The sequence below is a fragment of the Alicyclobacillus pomorum DSM 14955 genome, assembly GCF_000472905.1.
GTDB classification, from domain to species: Bacteria; Bacillota; Bacilli; order Alicyclobacillales; family Alicyclobacillaceae; genus Alicyclobacillus_A; species Alicyclobacillus_A pomorum.
Map to the genome: position 1 here is coordinate 136,316 of NZ_AXAR01000002.1, position 14,825 is coordinate 151,140.

The 14,825-nt window shown below is 56.3% G+C and carries 19 protein-coding genes; all 19 read right to left on the reverse strand.

Features of this window, described 5'->3' with window-relative positions; all coding sequences use genetic code 11:
- Position 1: 1 nt before the first annotated feature.
- The 19 genes from nuoL to YWK_RS18055 all read right to left on the reverse strand — a co-directional run bounded on the left by nuoL (position 2) and on the right by YWK_RS18055 (position 14,522).
- Positions 2-1,897 (reverse strand): NADH-quinone oxidoreductase subunit L, encoded by a 1,896-nt coding sequence (gene nuoL / locus YWK_RS0102850; RefSeq protein ID WP_026963601.1) that lies wholly within the window; start codon positions 1,895-1,897, stop codon positions 2-4.
- 12 nt (positions 1,898-1,909) lie between these two features.
- Positions 1,910-2,239 carry an NADH-quinone oxidoreductase subunit NuoK gene (gene nuoK, locus YWK_RS0102855; RefSeq protein ID WP_245578490.1) on the reverse strand — a complete coding sequence of 110 codons (330 nt, stop codon included), beginning with the start codon at positions 2,237-2,239 and terminating at the stop codon, positions 1,910-1,912.
- A gap of 1 nt (position 2,240) precedes the next feature.
- Positions 2,241-2,756, reverse strand: coding sequence for an NADH-quinone oxidoreductase subunit J (locus YWK_RS0102860; RefSeq protein ID WP_026963603.1), 516 nt, complete (start codon positions 2,754-2,756; stop codon positions 2,241-2,243).
- Entirely contained in the window at positions 2,753-3,193 is a 441-nt protein-coding gene (locus YWK_RS18040; protein WP_051375006.1) for a NuoI/complex I 23 kDa subunit family protein, read from the reverse strand. The genes YWK_RS0102860 and YWK_RS18040 overlap by 4 nt, the downstream gene beginning before the upstream one ends.
- Positions 3,194-3,217: 24 nt before the next feature.
- Complete coding sequence (nuoH, locus tag YWK_RS0102870; RefSeq protein WP_026963604.1) at positions 3,218-4,207, reverse strand: NADH-quinone oxidoreductase subunit NuoH; 990 nt, start codon at positions 4,205-4,207, stop codon at positions 3,218-3,220.
- Positions 4,207-5,331: an NADH-quinone oxidoreductase subunit D gene (locus tag YWK_RS0102875; RefSeq protein WP_026963605.1), complete on the reverse strand. Its 1,125-nt coding sequence runs from the start codon at positions 5,329-5,331 to the stop codon at positions 4,207-4,209. The genes nuoH and YWK_RS0102875 overlap by 1 nt, the downstream gene beginning before the upstream one ends.
- 6 nt (positions 5,332-5,337) lie before the next feature.
- Positions 5,338-5,973, reverse strand: a complete 636-nt coding sequence (locus tag YWK_RS20760) for an NADH-quinone oxidoreductase subunit C (RefSeq protein ID WP_051375008.1) — start codon at positions 5,971-5,973, stop codon at positions 5,338-5,340.
- Positions 5,970-6,515, reverse strand: a complete 546-nt coding sequence (locus tag YWK_RS0102885) for a NuoB/complex I 20 kDa subunit family protein (RefSeq protein ID WP_035465847.1) — start codon at positions 6,513-6,515, stop codon at positions 5,970-5,972. Before YWK_RS0102885 ends, YWK_RS20760 begins: the two co-directional genes overlap by 4 nt.
- Positions 6,506-6,874, reverse strand: a complete 369-nt coding sequence (locus YWK_RS0102890) for an NADH-quinone oxidoreductase subunit A (RefSeq protein ID WP_415782774.1) — start codon at positions 6,872-6,874, stop codon at positions 6,506-6,508. The genes YWK_RS0102885 and YWK_RS0102890 overlap by 10 nt, the downstream gene beginning before the upstream one ends.
- 274 nt (positions 6,875-7,148) lie before the next feature.
- A complete protein-coding gene (locus YWK_RS18050) occupies positions 7,149-7,592 on the reverse strand; it encodes a F0F1 ATP synthase subunit epsilon (RefSeq protein ID WP_035465849.1) in 444 nt (147 codons plus the stop codon).
- 130 nt (positions 7,593-7,722) lie between these two features.
- Positions 7,723-9,129: a F0F1 ATP synthase subunit beta gene (atpD, locus tag YWK_RS0102900; protein WP_026963608.1), complete on the reverse strand. Its 1,407-nt coding sequence runs from the start codon at positions 9,127-9,129 to the stop codon at positions 7,723-7,725.
- A 101-nt stretch (positions 9,130-9,230) separates the two neighbouring features.
- A complete protein-coding gene (atpG, locus tag YWK_RS0102905) occupies positions 9,231-10,088 on the reverse strand; it encodes an ATP synthase F1 subunit gamma (RefSeq protein ID WP_026963609.1) in 858 nt (285 codons plus the stop codon).
- Between the two features lie 105 nt (positions 10,089-10,193).
- Positions 10,194-11,702, reverse strand: coding sequence for a F0F1 ATP synthase subunit alpha (gene atpA / locus YWK_RS0102910; protein ID WP_026963610.1), 1,509 nt, complete (start codon positions 11,700-11,702; stop codon positions 10,194-10,196).
- A gap of 33 nt (positions 11,703-11,735) precedes the next feature.
- On the reverse strand, positions 11,736-12,287 hold the full coding sequence (gene atpH / locus YWK_RS0102915; protein WP_026963611.1) for an ATP synthase F1 subunit delta: 552 nt from the start codon (positions 12,285-12,287) through the stop codon (positions 11,736-11,738).
- On the reverse strand, positions 12,284-12,775 hold the full coding sequence (atpF, locus tag YWK_RS0102920; RefSeq protein ID WP_245578491.1) for a F0F1 ATP synthase subunit B: 492 nt from the start codon (positions 12,773-12,775) through the stop codon (positions 12,284-12,286). The genes atpH and atpF overlap by 4 nt, the downstream gene beginning before the upstream one ends.
- Before the next feature lie 72 nt (positions 12,776-12,847).
- Positions 12,848-13,072, reverse strand: a complete 225-nt coding sequence (atpE, locus tag YWK_RS0102925; RefSeq protein ID WP_084453436.1) for an ATP synthase F0 subunit C — start codon at positions 13,070-13,072, stop codon at positions 12,848-12,850.
- Positions 13,073-13,123: 51 nt separating this feature from the next.
- Positions 13,124-13,861 carry a F0F1 ATP synthase subunit A gene (atpB, locus tag YWK_RS0102930; RefSeq protein WP_026963614.1) on the reverse strand — a complete coding sequence of 246 codons (738 nt, stop codon included), beginning with the start codon at positions 13,859-13,861 and terminating at the stop codon, positions 13,124-13,126.
- 44 nt (positions 13,862-13,905) lie between these two features.
- Positions 13,906-14,277 carry an ATP synthase subunit I gene (locus tag YWK_RS0102935; RefSeq protein WP_026963615.1) on the reverse strand — a complete coding sequence of 124 codons (372 nt, stop codon included), beginning with the start codon at positions 14,275-14,277 and terminating at the stop codon, positions 13,906-13,908.
- Positions 14,274-14,522 (reverse strand): AtpZ/AtpI family protein, encoded by a 249-nt coding sequence (locus YWK_RS18055; RefSeq protein WP_051375010.1) that lies wholly within the window; start codon positions 14,520-14,522, stop codon positions 14,274-14,276. The genes YWK_RS0102935 and YWK_RS18055 overlap by 4 nt, the downstream gene beginning before the upstream one ends.
- Between the last annotated feature and the right edge of the window lie 303 nt (positions 14,523-14,825).

Sequence of the window (14,825 nt, forward strand, 5' to 3'; positions counted from 1 at the left end):
GCTAGAACACACCTCCTACGCGGTACATCGCAATGGCGAGGATAATGAACAGGCCAAACCCTGCCACGACGCCGTACGTTTGAACCTGCCCCGTTTGCGTGTACTTGAGGCCAAGGCCCAGGTAGTAGACGACCCTGCCCACCAGTTTCACGATGGCATCCACAATGTACCGATCCACACCGTCCACGATGGCCGCCATGACTTTGCCGCCTCCGACAACCACCGCGCCGTAGATCTCATCGAAGAAGAACTTCCGGTACGAAAGCTGGTACAGAAATCCAAATCCTCGGGCCAGCCTCTCGGGCTTCACCAGCGGGCGCCAGTAGAGGATGGCTGCCAACAGGATGCCAAGTAGCGCAATGACGACGCTCAGGGCCATCAAGGGGACGTTCTCGCTGTAGGTGACGCCCACCGCGCCATCCGCCAACAGGTACTTCTCCAGCCCGTTTCCATTCAACGGCGTGTTGAAGAACCCGCCAACCGTGGCCAGAACAGCCAGCACCACGAGCGGAAGGTTCATCACCCACCCGCCTTCATGTGCGTTCTCGTACTTTGCTGGATTCCGCGGCTCCCCGGTGAATGTCAGGAAAAACACGCGGAAAATGTAGAACGCTGTGCAGAACGCGGCAACCAGCGCAAAGACGTAGAGCACTGTGTGTCCACTTTGCAGCGTCGCACTCATGATGTCGTCCTTGGACCAAAATCCCGCAAACGGAACAATGCCCGCAAGTGCCAGGGCTCCGGCCAGAAACGTCCACGTGGTGAGCGGCAGTTTCTTGTGCAGCCCCCCCATCTCGAACAAGTCCTGGGTGTGAACGGCGTGGATGACGGAGCCAGCCGCCAAAAACAGGAGCGCCTTAAAAAAGGCGTGCGTCATCAGGTGGAAGACACCGTATGCGTACGCGCCGACGCCGAGCGCCATCATCATGTAGCCGAGCTGCGAGATGGTCGAGTACGCAATGACGCGCTTGATGTCGCGCTGGGTGAGCGCAATCAAGGCCCCCAGCAGTGCGGTGATACCGCCAATCCAGGCGACCGTCGTCAGTGCCGCGGGACTCGCTTGAAACAGCGGGTACGCTCGCGCCACGAGGTACACGCCGGCCGCAACCATGGTCGCCGCGTGAATCAACGCGGAGACCGGCGTTGGGCCTTCCATTGCGTCCGGCAACCAGACGTGAAGCGGGAACTGTGCCGATTTCCCGATGGCGCCGACAAAGATGAGGATGGCCGTCAACGTCACCAAGGCTTGCCCGGAAATCCACCCCAAGGTCAGTTTGTGAGCGGCAGCCGCGACGAAAATGGTGTTGTAGTCGAAGGATCCACTGGCCAAGAACAGCAGAATGATACCCGCGAACAAGCCGACGTCGCCGATGCGCGTGACGATGAACGACTTTTTGGCTGCGAGCGCCGCTTCGGGTTTGAAGTACCAGAACCCGACCAGGAGGTACGAGCACAGGCCGACCATTTCCCAGAAAATGTATAGTTGAAGGAAATTTGGCGAAATGACCAATGCCAGCATGGAGAAGACGAACAAGTTCAGGTATTGGTAAAACACTGCAAATCGGTCATCGTGGTGCATGTAGCCTTTGGAAAACAGGAGCACCAACGTGCTGACCAGGGTGACGACAACCAGCATCAGAGCGTTGAGGTGCGTGACTTCAAACCCGACGCTGATGGACCGAGAGCCCACTGTCAGCCAGTGGAAGGTGTAGGCTGCGACCTGGTCTGGATTCGACCCAACAGCGCGAAACACCGCCACGCTGACAAGGAATGAGAGGAACGTAAGCACGACGGAAACGCCGGTGACGATGCCTTCGGGGGCACGCCGCCCGAGACAGAGCAGGAATATGTACGCCACAAGCGGCAACAGTGGAACGAGCCATGCGTATGCAACCATCGAATCACCCCTTTACCACTTGTGGACGTCGAGATCCTTGACTTCGCTCGTCTTGCGCAGCCGGAAAATGGCCAGCAACAGCGCTAAGCCGACGGCAATCTCTGCGGCTGCGACCGTAATGGTGAACAGTGAAAAGATCTGCCCGTTCAAACTCGGTTTATCGCTCAACTTTGAGAATGCAACCAGGTTGATGTTCGCCGCATTCAGCATCAGTTCGATAGACACCAGCACAATGATGAGGTTGCGTTTGGTCAGCGCCCCGTAGAGCCCGATGCAAAAGAGAATCGCTGCCAGCGCGAGGACAGAACCGGTTGGAATCGGAAACGGCGCCCCTCCAGCCACCTTACTCGTCCTCCTTTCGATGTTGCGCGAGAATGACTGCCCCAACGAGCGCGACAATGAGCAACAGCGACACCAGTTCAAACGGAATCGCGTACTGCTTGAAGAGTGCCATGCCGATGGCGACCGGATTGCTGTTCCCGCCGTTGACGTCGACCGACGTGTCCGGCTGTGGCCAGGGTGTGGATCGGATGACGAGAAGAATGAGTATCCCGAGCAGGATACAGCCTACGGCGCTTGCCACATTCCGTGCATTCCATTGGAACGGTGGCTCTGTCGCTTCGTGGTTGGTCAGCATGATGGCAAACATCATCAAAATGGTGATGGCACCCGCGTAAATCAGAATTTGCGCGACGCCCACAAACTCCGCGCCAAGCAGCAGGTAGATGGCCGCGCACCCCACGAACACGCCGCCGATGGCGAGCGCCATGTAGATGACCTTGCGAAAGCTCAGCATGAGTACCGCGCAGCCCAAGATGCACAACGAGATGACGTAGAAGGCAATCAGTGGCCCACTCAATCGGCTTCACCCCTAGCGCGTTCAAATCTATCGGGGTGCGCCTGCTCGTACTTCAACTGGTTGTCGTGCAACCAGTGCATATCGAGGTACAAATCGTCTCGCGAGTACTTGGCCATCTCAAACGTATCCGACATGAGCACCGCTTCGGTCGGGCACACCTCCGTGCACAGGTCGCAGAGAATGCAAATGTCGAAGTTGATGTCAAAGGTGTGGATTTTCATTTTCTTGTTTTCATCCCGCTCGCCCGACAGAGAAATGCAACTGGTGGGACAGATGCGCGCGCATTGGTTGCACGCAATGCAAAGCTCCGGGATGAAGCGATGAACGCCTCGAAAGCGCTCCGGCCACTCCGGCTTCACGTCGGGGTACTGCAGGGTGACCTTCTTTTTGGGCAGTTGACGCAGCGTGACGCTGAGTCCTTTCAGGAAACCAATCATGGTTTCACCCCATTCCTCCCGTGTTTACCAAATCGCCTTCACGACGCCTGTGAGTACGAGGTTGACAAGCGCCAGCGGCAACAAGACTTTCCAGCTGAACGTCATCAGCTGGTCCACGCGGAATCGCGGCAGCGTGGCCTGCAGCCAGAACTGAAAGAAGATGTACAGGAACACCTTGATGGCAAACCACAGCCAACCCGGCAGGAGCGGGCCACTCCAACCACCGAGGAACAAGGTGGCACACAGGCCAGCCATGGCAAACAAGTACATGTACTCCGTGAGCATGAAGAACGCGAACCGAAAACCGGTGTACTCCACGTGGTACCCTGCCACCAATTCCGATTCGGCTTCCGGCAAGTCAAACGGCGTCCGGTTCAGTTCCGCAGTCGACGCAATGAGAAAGACGATAAAGCCGAGAATTTGCGGGATAACATTCCACAGTCCGGCGTGCTGTTGCGCGAGCACAATGTCGTTGAGGTTGAGCGACCCAGCCATCAGGACCACACCAACCAGCGACAGTCCAAGAGGGATTTCGTACGAAAGCATCTGCGCCGCGCTCCGCATGCCGCCAATCAGGGCGTACTTGTTGTTGGACGCCCACCCAGCGAGCATCACGCCGTGTATGGTGATGGCGGACAACGCGAGGTAGAAAAGCACACCGATGCCGAGGTTTGCTGTAAACACGTTGTGCGCACTGAACGGAATCACAGCCATCACCGTAAAGGAAGGTACAAACGCAATGATGGGTGCCAGCATAAACAACGCCCTGTCCGCCTTGGCGGGAACGACGTCTTCCTTGATGAGGAGTTTCAGAACGTCCGCAATGGTCTGGAACAGACCCAACGGTCCGACGCGGTTGGGCCCGATGCGCAGTTGCATCCAGCCGAGAATCCTTCGCTGCACATAGATGGTATACGTCACGACCCCCAGCGCGAGCAGGAGGATGACCACCGCACCGATGAGCATCGCGATGACTGACGGTACCGTCAGCGGTTGGCTGCGCCAATCCCACATCAGGCGTCCACCTCCCCAAGCACGATGTCCACGGCACCCAAAATGGCGATGACATTCGCGATGCTTTGGCCGCGCAACAACTCCGGCAGCAACTGCAAGTTGATGAACGAAGGCTTCCGGATCTTCAAGCGATAGGGCTTGTCTTTTCCTTCGCTGACGATGTAGAAGCCGAGTTCCCCACGGGCGCCTTCAATGCCGCTGTAGTACTCGCCGGCAGGCACGCGGATCATCTTCGGCACCTTCCCCAGCACCGGACCGGAGGACGGGATACTTTTCAGTGCCTGTTCCACAATCCGCAGGGACTCCTTGATTTCCAGCAGATGCAGGTAATAGCGGTCAAAGCAGTCACCATTTTGCCCGACCGGGATGTCAAAATCAAAGCGGTCGTAGATGCTGTACGGTTTCTTGCGGCGCAGATCCCACGGGTATCCTGTGGACCTCAGGTTGATGCCACTCAGGCCGTAGGCCAGTGCGGTTTCTGTATCAAACCTGCCGATGCCGCGCGTGCGCGCCAGGAAGATCTCGTTGCCCGTAATCAATTCGTCGTACATGTGAAACTTCTGCTTGAGGTACTGGACGAAGTCCGCGACCTTTTCAAGCCATCCCGGAGGCGCGTCCCATTTCACGCCGCCCACACGCATGTAGTTGTACGTGAGCCGTGCACCACAGATTTCATTGAACAGCTGAACAATTTGTTCCCTGTCTGCGAATACGTACAGGAACGGGCTCATGGCGCCGAGGTCCAACAGATAGGCGCCGATGAACATCAGGTGCGACGCCACGCGCTGCATCTCCATGACAATCACGCGTAGGTACTCGGCCCGTTCAGGAACTTCTAGGTCCATCGCCTGCTCAATCGTGTGGCACAGCGCATAGTTGTTCAGCATGGCGGCCAAGTAATCGAGGCGATCCGTGTACGGTATGATTTGCGTGTACTGCAAATCCTCCGCCAGTTTCTCCGTGCCGCGATGTAAGTAGCCAATGACCGGTTCCACATCCGTGATGGTCTCGCCGTTGATTTTCACGAGCAGCCGGAGCACGCCGTGCGTGCTTGGGTGCTGCGGTCCGAGATTCAGCAACATCTCTTCGGTGCGGACCTGATCTTTCTCGTCAATGAGTGACACTGGGCATCAGGCCTCCCATGCACTGTAGTCTTTGCGAAGCGGATGGCCCTTGAAGTCATCATCCAGCATAATTCGCCTCAGATCCGGGTGGCCGGTGAATGTGACGCCGAGCAAATCGTAGATTTCCCGCTCTTCCCAATTGGCGCCCGGGTGCACTGCGCACAGCGACGGTATCTCCGCCTGTTCCCTGTCTGTCCTCGTCTTCAGACAGATGAAGTGGCCGAGTTCGGTCGATTGCAGGTAAACGACCACCTCAATGTAGTTCGGGTAGTCAGTGCCAGCCATGCACTCCAAGTAATTGAGTTGATAGGCGTCGCTGCGCTTTAAGAGTTCCACAACAGCTACCCAATCTTCTTTCCGAATCAGGAGCATCGGGTGAATGTGGGCAGCTCCCGTCTCCACTACAGCTTCGGTGCTCAACTGCTGATCTATAAATTTTCGGATCTCTTCGGCCTTGGCTTTGGCGGCCTCCACCCGCGGATCTGGCGGTGGTGGCGCCTTTTTGGGTGGAGCTGGCTTGACCGCTGCGCCGGACGCTGCAGCCGGCTTGGAAACCGGTTTGGGCCTCTCCGCGGCAGTGACCGATGGCTCTTTGCCTTCGGGCCCCTTGGGTGGCGTCCGATGTTCTCTGTCTTCACTCACGCACGGGTCACCTTCTTTCCGCGGGCCTCCATGCGAATTTTCTCCTGCAGCATATTGAGCCCATAGATGAGCGCGGGTGGAGACGGCGGGCAGCCGGGAATGTACACATCCACGGGAACAACCTGGTCCACGCCCTTGAGCACCGAGTAGCTCCGCACGTATGGACCACCGGCCGTCGCGCAGACCCCCATGGAGATGACCCATTTCGGCTCTGCCATTTGGTCGTACAGACGACGGATCAGCGGCGCCATCTTCTTCGTCACAGTACCAGCCACAATCATTACATCCGACTGGCGGGGTGACGCGCGAAAGATCATGCCGAACCGGTCCAGGTCGTAGTGTGCAGCAGCTGCCCCCATCATTTCGATGGCACAGCACGCCAATCCGAGTGTCATCGGCCACAAGCTGTTGCTGCGGGCCCATCCTTTCAACGTTTCCAAAGAGTTGAGGAGGACGCCTCCGCGATTCAGCTCCGCGTTTTCTTCCGGCGTGAGCCCTTCGTACTCGATGATGGGCAATTGCGAAGCGCGGGTCAGGTCCATTCGAGCACCTTCTTTCTCCAGGCATACATGAGCCCAATCACCAACATGAAGAGGAATAGGAGCATCTCTACAAATGCAAACAGGCCGAGTTTGTGAAAACTGGCGGCCCAAGGGTATAGGAACAGCGTTTCGACGTCAAACACGACGAACAACAGCGCAAATAAGTAGTAGCGCGCATTGTACCGCACGTGCGCGTCTCCAATGGGTTCGACACCGCTTTCATAGGTGGTGAGTTTGGCACTGGTCGGCCGATGCGGTCTGAGTAGGGGACCGAGCACCCACAGCGCGCCGACCGGCAAGAGGATGCCGAGGACCAAGAAGAACGTGACAAAAAGGTAGCCGTTCCAGTACTGGAACATGTGGGCCATGACTGTCCCTCCAGGCTGAGAATGAGATGAGAACGGCTCCGTCACACGGAGCGTTGTGACAAATCGCACATCTTTCAGAGGGGAGCGCTCTGCAAACTTTGCGTCGATGGAACATCCGAATCAATATTTCAATTCAATAGAGTCTTCGCGTAATTATAACAAACGTTCATTTAGGTGTAAAACAAGAGGGCTATCCGGTGCCAGTTCTACTGTGGCCCGAATAGCCCTTCGATGGTTCATAGAAACAAGATGTATAGAGTCATTGTCACTGCTCAGATGCCTTGCCGGAACTTAGGGCGCCTCCCGCCTTGTTAGACAGTTCGACGACTTCCAGACGGCGCAACGCCCGCTGTAAGGCAGCTTCCGCTCGAGCGATGTCCACGCCTTCCTTCTGGGCTAGGCGCTTCTCCGCACGCTCCTTCGCGGCGCGAGCCCTGTCCACATCAATCATGGAGGCGAGCTCTGCAGCATCTGCCAGAATCGTTACCTTTTCCGGCAGCACTTCCAGAAATCCGCCGTTCACGTTGATGAAGTCTTCGCCAGCGTCCGTCTTGACCTTGACAATGCACGGTTTGACGGTCGCGGCGAGCGGCGCGTGCCGAGGGAGGATGCCGAGTTCGCCGCCGCCGGTCAGCACGGTGATGAAGTTGACCTGTTCCGACACAACCAGGCGCTCTGGTGTGACGACTTCCAGAAGCACGCTACTCATGTCAACCTCCAGTCTGTGACCCATCCGACGCCTACATCAGATGTACGTCGGCAGGTCACCAGGAACTTGGTACAGCGGACGGGCTCCCACAGGAGAGAAAGACATGGTCTCTCGGGAGCCCTCATCCACATCAAACGCTGATACCGTCCGCCTTGGCTGCCGCGACCACATCCTCGATGGAGCCCTTGTAACGGAAGTAAGGTTCCGGGATGTCGTCGTGTTTTCCTTCGAGGATTTCCTTGAAGCTCCGAACGGTCTCTTTGACTGGGACGTACTGTCCGGGAAGACCCGTAAACGCTTCACCCACAAAGAATGGCTGCGAGAGGAAGTTTTGAATCTTCCGCGCGCGCTGCACCGTGAGTTTGTCTTCGTCGCTCAGTTCGTCCATACCCAGGATGGCAATGATGTCCTGGAGTTCGCGGTAGCGTTGCAACACCTGTTGAACGCCGCGAGCCACTGTGTAGTGCTCTTCGCCGACAATGTCCGGGGAGAGCGCGCGGGATGTGGACGCGAGCGGATCGACAGCTGGGTACAGACCCATTTCCGCAATCCGACGGTCCAAGTTCGTCGTTGCGTCCAAGTGCGTAAATGTGTTCGCCGGCGCTGGGTCGGTGTAGTCGTCGGCAGGCACGTAAATGGCCTGAATCGACGTAACGGAACCCTTGACGGTGGACGCAATTCGCTCTTGCAACTGGCCCATTTCCGTTGCCAGGGTCGGTTGGTAACCGACGGCGGACGGCATACGGCCGAGCAATGCCGACACCTCGGAACCCGCTTGCGTGAAGCGGAAGATGTTGTCCACGAAGAACAACACGTCGCGTTGCTCCACGTCGCGGAAGTATTCGGCCATCGTCAGACCGGTCAACGCCACGCGCAGACGCGCACCGGGCGGCTCGTTCATCTGACCGAAGACCATGGCGGTCTTTTCGATAACGCCAGAATCCTTCATTTCGTGGTAGAGGTCGTTCCCCTCACGCGTACGTTCACCAACACCTGCGAATACGGAGTAACCGCCGTGTTCCTTCGCGATGTTGTGGATGAGCTCCTGAATCAAGACGGTCTTGCCGACGCCGGCACCACCGAAGAGACCAATCTTACCACCCTTGACGTACGGCGCAAGCAGGTCGATGACCTTGATACCGGTCTCGAAGATTTCCATGGTGGTCGAAAGTTCACTGAACTCTGGCGCCGAACGGTGAATGGACCACAGCTCTTCCGCTTTGGCTGGCCCTTGTTCGTCAATCGTTTCGCCGAGCACGTTGAAGATGCGGCCCAGTGTGGCTTGCCCCACTGGAATGGAAATCGGTCGGCCCGTATCAACCACTTCCATGCCGCGCACAACGCCGTCCGTGGAGGACATGGCGACCGTACGAACTACGTTGTCCCCGAGGTGCAGGGCGACTTCCAGTGTCAGGTGAATGGACACCTCGCCGTCGTGATCAATCCGCAAGGCGTTGTTGATGGCTGGCAGTTGACCCTCGGCGAAGCGCACGTCGACGACGGGGCCCATGACCGTCACAACCTGTCCCTTGTTCAAAATAGTCCCTCCTCTGGCCAAGGCCATCCAAGCGTGGGGAGGCGTGGGAGTGGCTCTTGGCTTTGACGTTCAAACCGTACAAACGGGGCGCTTACGTGGCGCTATTTGAGCGCTTCCGCACCGCCCACGATTTCAACAATCTGAGTGGTAATCGCCGCTTGACGCGCACGGTTCAGCTGCAACGTCAGCGTTTCAATCATTTCCTTCGCCGCATCCGTTGCGTTGCCCATGGCTGTCATTTGTGCACCATGGAAACTTGCCTTTGCGTCGAGTACGGCTTGGTACACGAGCGTCTCTGCGTACCGCGGCAGAAGCTTCTCAAAGACGGCTTCTGCGTCGGGCTCAAACAGGTATTGCGTGTTACTCTCGTGACTTGTGCCGACATCGGACAGCGGCAGTACCTTTTTCACCACGGGTCGCTGCGTGACTGGATTGATAAACTCGTTGTAGATGAAGTACAACTCGTCAAACTCTTCCGCAGCGTACGCTGCGACGACTTGTCGAGCGAGGTCCTTCACGCTGTCGTACGTTGGTACATCCGGCACTCCGATGACTTCGCCACCCACGGGGTAGCCGTGCTTGTGGAAGAAGTCGCGGCCGCGGCGCCCAACGGCGTACACCGTGTACGTGGACTTGTCCTTGCCCCGGAACTCCTGCAGTGCAACGCGAATGATTTGCGAGTTGTAGGGTCCGGCAAGACCTCTATCTCCCGTAATCACCAAGTAGCCTGTCCGCTTCACTGGACGCTCTGCGAGCAACGGATGCTTGATCCAACGCGCAGACTTGGAGATGCCTGCGAGCATTTCCTGCATCTTCGCCAGGAATGGCTTGGATTGTTGAACGGCCTCTTGCACGCGCCGGAGTTTTGCCGCCGCAACCATCTCCATGGCCTTGGTGATCTGTGCTGTATTTTTCGTACTGTTGATACGGCGTTTAATATCTCGTTGGTTTTGTGGCACTCTGCTCACCACCTTTTCGGGACCTCGCGGTCGCGGAACAGGGGCCTATCCCCTGTTCTCACAACGTTGGAGCACCCCGCACTTTTGTCTCGGACGGAGTCGTCGTTACGCGACGAACGTCTGCTTGAACTTCGCTACAGCTTCCTTCAGGAGGGCAACCGTGTCATCCTTGAGGTCACCTGTAGATAAGATGTTCTCGTAGATTTGCGGATATTGCGTTTCCACAAACGACAGCCAATCCTGTTCAAACTTGCGGACCGAAGCCACTGGAATATCGTCGACATATCCATTGACGACTGCCCACAGCGAGACAACCTGCTTCTCAACCGCCATTGGCTCATACTGGCCTTGCTTGAGGATTTCGACCGTACGTTCACCACGAGCCAGGCGAGCCTGAGTCGCTTTATCCAGGTCCGAACCAAATTGGGCGAAGGCCTGCAGTTCACGATACTGCGCCAAGTCGAGGCGAAGTGTACCGGCCACTTTCTTCATCGCCTTGATTTGTGCAGAACCACCGACACGAGAGACGGAAATACCGACGTTGACGGCCGGGCGAACACCGGAGTAGAACAGGTCGGATTCCAAGAAAATCTGTCCGTCGGTGATGGAGATGACGTTGGTCGGAATGTACGCCGATACGTCACCCGCCTGCGTTTCGATAAACGGCAGTGCGGTGAGCGACCCGCCGCCATTCTCTTCGTTCAACTTGGCTGCGCGTTCCAGCAGACGGGAGTGCAAGTAGAACACGTCGCCAGGATACGCTTCGCGACCGGGTGGACGACGGAGTAGCAAGGACATTTCGCGGTATGCCGCCGCTTGCTTGGACAGGTCGTCGTATACGACAAGCGCGTGTCCACCGTTGTACAGGAAGTACTCACCCATCGCACAGCCTGCGTAGGGAGCCAAGTACAACAGCGGCGCAGGGTCGGACGCATTTGCAGCCACCACGATGGTGTAGTCGAGCGCGCCGTGCTTGCGCAGCGTTTCGACGACGCGGGCGACGGTCGATTGCTTTTGACCGATAGCTACGTAAATACAAATGACACCTTTACCCTTTTGGTTGATGATGGTGTCAAGCGCGATGGCAGTCTTACCGGTTTGACGGTCGCCGATGATGAGCTCACGTTGACCGCGGCCAATCGGAATCATCGCGTCAATCGCCTTGATACCCGTTTGCAGCGGCTCGTGAACGGATTTACGAACGATAACGCCCGGTGCCGGAGACTCAATCGGGCGGTAATGCTCCGTTTCAATCGGTCCGCGGTTATCCAGAGGTTGTCCCAGCGGATTGACGACGCGACCGAGCAGCGCCTCACCGACAGGGACGTTGGCGATGCGGCCTGTCCGCTTCACCTGGTCTCCTTCTTGAATGCCTGTGACAGAGCCAAGGACGATGACACCGACGTTGTCCTCTTCCAGGTTGAACGCGATACCGAACACGCCGTTGCTGAACTCAACCAACTCACCAGCCATGACGTTGTCCAACCCATGGATGCGGGCGATACCGTCGCCTACCTGGAGCACGACGCCAGTGTCTTGCACTTGCACCTGCGCTTCGAACTGTTCTATCTGTTTACGAATCAGAGCACTGATTTCGTCAGGTCGGATACTCAATGCATTCCCTCCTCGCTATACGGGTCCGTCCATCTAACCTTGAACTACGCCGTGGCGCAGTAATTTTCCACTGAACTGGCGCAGTGCACTCTTGACGGTCGCGTCGAGCACTTTGTTGCCGATTTGCACACGATAGCCTGCAATCAGCTCTGGACGCACTTCGACGACAGCGTGCACTTTCTTTTTCAGCGCTGCCCCCAACTGCTGTTCCAACTCTGCAACTTGGTGTTCATTCATCGGAAACGCCGATTGCACTGTAACACCCACCACGCCTTTAGCCTCCTCAGCCAGTGCGTGAAACGCTTCATAAACGGCCTGTAACTGGTCTGCTCGTCCACGGCCAATGAGTAGGTTCACAAACCTTGTCACCACCGGGTCCAGAGCCTGACCAAACACTTCTTGCACCATCGCCGTTTTCTGCTCTACGCGAATCAACGGGTGCTCCAGCAACAACTTGAACTCAGGGTGCTGCGTCAGCGTGTCGGCAATCAGCTTGAGGCCTTGGTCGACAACGTCGACGACACCGTGATCCTGCGCATAATCAAACAGACCTGCCGTGTATCGACGTGCTACGACCCCACTCATGACACAAGCTCTCCCAAGTTTTTCTGCGCTTCTTTCAGCATTTCTTCATGCACAGGTTCGGAAACGTGGTTGCGCAGCAACTTCGTGGTCAACTCCACGGTCAACGCCGCAACCTGCTGCATGACGCCATTCATGGCTTCAGCGCGTTCGCGCTCAATCAACTGACGTCCTTCGTCGAGAATACGCTGTGCCTCTGCTTGTGCAGCATCGATGATATCTTGCGCTTGCTTCTCTGCGCGAGCGCGTGCCGTGTCCATGATTTCCTTTGCGTCGCGGCGAGCTTCATCCAGCAACTTGCGCTGTTCCGCAAGGATTTTCTCGGCTTCGGCACGCCCCTGTTCTGCAGACAGGATTTGGTGCTCAATATGCTGACGGCGTTGTTCCATCATGTTGGACAGCGGTTTATACGTAACTCTGTAAATGATGAAAAACACAATCAGAAAGGCAAGCAACGAGACAATCATTGTGCCTGGTTCGATAATACCCACATGCGTCACCCCTCTCGTTTGCTCGTCGGCTTACAGTGTGACTGGCATTCGTGAATCCTACTCATTCGCTGATTAGCTGAAGAACACAATCAAACCGAGAGCGAGCATGATGGCCGGGAACGCTTCGACGAACGCGAGACCAATCATGGCACTTCCGAGCAGGGTACCGCGAGCTTCAGGTTGACGAGATACGCCCTCAACGAACTTGCTGAACAAAACACCGTTACCTACACCAGAACCTACAGCAGCAAAACCAAGCAAAAGCGCAGCAGCAATCAGGTGCAATTCGTGGTTCATGTAAGAAAGCCTCCTCTGAGATCCCAAATTGGTTTCGTGGAATGCCGCACATCAATGATGTGCAGCGTTAAAGTCCTTGTGACCAATGTAAAGCGTCAACAAGAGCGCAAAGATATACGCTTGGATGGTACTGACGAAAGCGCTGTACAAGAGCCAGATAATCAGGAGCGGCAATCCCGTCGGGATCCACCCAAACAACATCGGCATCCGAAGCAGCGCTTCAATCAAGACTTCACCAGCGAGGATGTTACCAAAAAGTCGCATGCCATGCGTCAACGGGTTGGTGATCTCGTCGATGATGGCCATCGGGTTGCGATAGGTCTTCAACCACCGCAACGGATGACGGAGACCATACGCATGACTGACGAGCCACACGAGAATCGCCAGTGCCAACGTCATGTTCATGTTCTCGGTTGGAGAGTTCAACAGCGAGTACTTTTTCCCCGCGACCATGCCCAGCCATGGGATATCACGACTTGGCTCGAACTCCCAGGTGAAGATGAGACCCAGCCAGTTTGCCACGAACAAGTAGGCCAACACGATGAACGCAAACGGAAGCACAAAGCGCGCGCCCGCCTCGGAGGGCATCATGTCACGCGACATTTTCTGCGTGAACTCAATCGCCCACTCGAACCAGTTCTGCAGGCCCCTGGGGCTCCGCATGTCCAGTCTCCGAACGACGAAGGCGGAAACGATAATGAGAATCAACCCCGCAATGAGCGTCCAAGCGACGGTGACCAAGTCAACCTTGTACCAGTGGCCACTGAACAGAAATGGATGTTGAGGCACCTTCTCACCTACTTTCGCTGCGAGATTTGCATGCTCAGGTTAGCCTAGGCGGATCTGGACAGACCCACAACAATGAAGACAAATCCGAGCAAGTATCCAACAAGGGCCGCGATAACGTTGACGTGCGGCAACTTGATGGCGAGCACCATGACGGCAATCAGAAGGATCATGCGCGTGAAAAAGCCAATGATTCCAGATACCATGAGCGCAGGGCCTTGCTGATTGTCCCGCAAATGACCTTGGCGCACCATGCTCCAGACTGCACCCGCGCCTCCAACTTCCCCGATGAGCAAACCGTTTAACACCTCGTGCCAGGGCGTCACAAACCGAGCAATCACCGTCAGTCCGATGAACGCCAAACCAGCCCACTGAATCACTCGCAACCGAGTTTGCAGTTTTACGATGTCAGTATTCACGGCTTTTCTCCTAAAAAATGTTTTGCCAGATAAGCAAAACCCGACATTCCAACTGCCAGGCCCACAACGATGCCGACTGCCGTGATGTACGGGTGATGCCATTTGTCCGCGAGAAGATGTCCTATAAACCCGAACACAACGGTACACGTCGCCAACTGCATCATGAGGCTGAGCAACACCGCAATGGTTCTGAGTGCGCTCGGTGCATCATTTTGCTTTCGATTTCCGTTGTTGTCTGCGAACATCTTCACCGCCTAACAAAACAATTGAAGGGAAGTAACAGTGCGAGGTCGCGCGAAATGAGAGAGACCGACCACCGGCAAGAATCATCTTTCCCGAACGTCAGCCTTCTCAACCGTGAGAGATCTGTCTTCAAGTACTTGGAGGTTCATTGTTTCGCACTGTGAAACAGCTGTCCCTCACAGTGAAATGCCGTAACCCTCGCTAATAGTACCGAATGCATAGACCCTTGTCAACGAAAAAACCGTGATACAGCGCGATTTCAGACGGTATTTCCCCACTTGTTCATAAAATTGCCGCGATTGCTC

Excerpts from the sequence above, each read along its gene's own strand:
- YWK_RS0102885 (WP_035465847.1), bottom strand. The coding sequence starts at position 6,515 with ATGGACCTGACCCGCGCTTCGCAATTGCCCATCATCGAGTACGAAGGG.
- atpE (WP_084453436.1), bottom strand. The coding sequence starts at position 13,072 with ATGAACCACGAATTGCACCTGATTGCTGCTGCGCTTTTGCTTGGTTTT.
- nuoH (WP_026963604.1), bottom strand. The coding sequence starts at position 4,207 with ATGTGGGATTGGCGCAGCCAACCGCTGACGGTACCGTCAGTCATCGCG.
- YWK_RS18050 (WP_035465849.1), bottom strand. The coding sequence starts at position 7,592 with ATGAGTAGCGTGCTTCTGGAAGTCGTCACACCAGAGCGCCTGGTTGTG.
- nuoL (WP_026963601.1), bottom strand. The coding sequence starts at position 1,897 with ATGGTTGCATACGCATGGCTCGTTCCACTGTTGCCGCTTGTGGCGTAC.
- YWK_RS18055 (WP_051375010.1), bottom strand. The coding sequence starts at position 14,522 with ATGTTCGCAGACAACAACGGAAATCGAAAGCAAAATGATGCACCGAGC.
- YWK_RS18040 (WP_051375006.1), bottom strand. The coding sequence starts at position 3,193 with ATGATTGGTTTCCTGAAAGGACTCAGCGTCACGCTGCGTCAACTGCCC.
- YWK_RS0102890 (WP_415782774.1), bottom strand. The coding sequence starts at position 6,874 with ATGTTCCAGTACTGGAACGGCTACCTTTTTGTCACGTTCTTCTTGGTC.
- atpH (WP_026963611.1), bottom strand. The coding sequence starts at position 12,287 with ATGAGTGGGGTCGTAGCACGTCGATACACGGCAGGTCTGTTTGATTAT.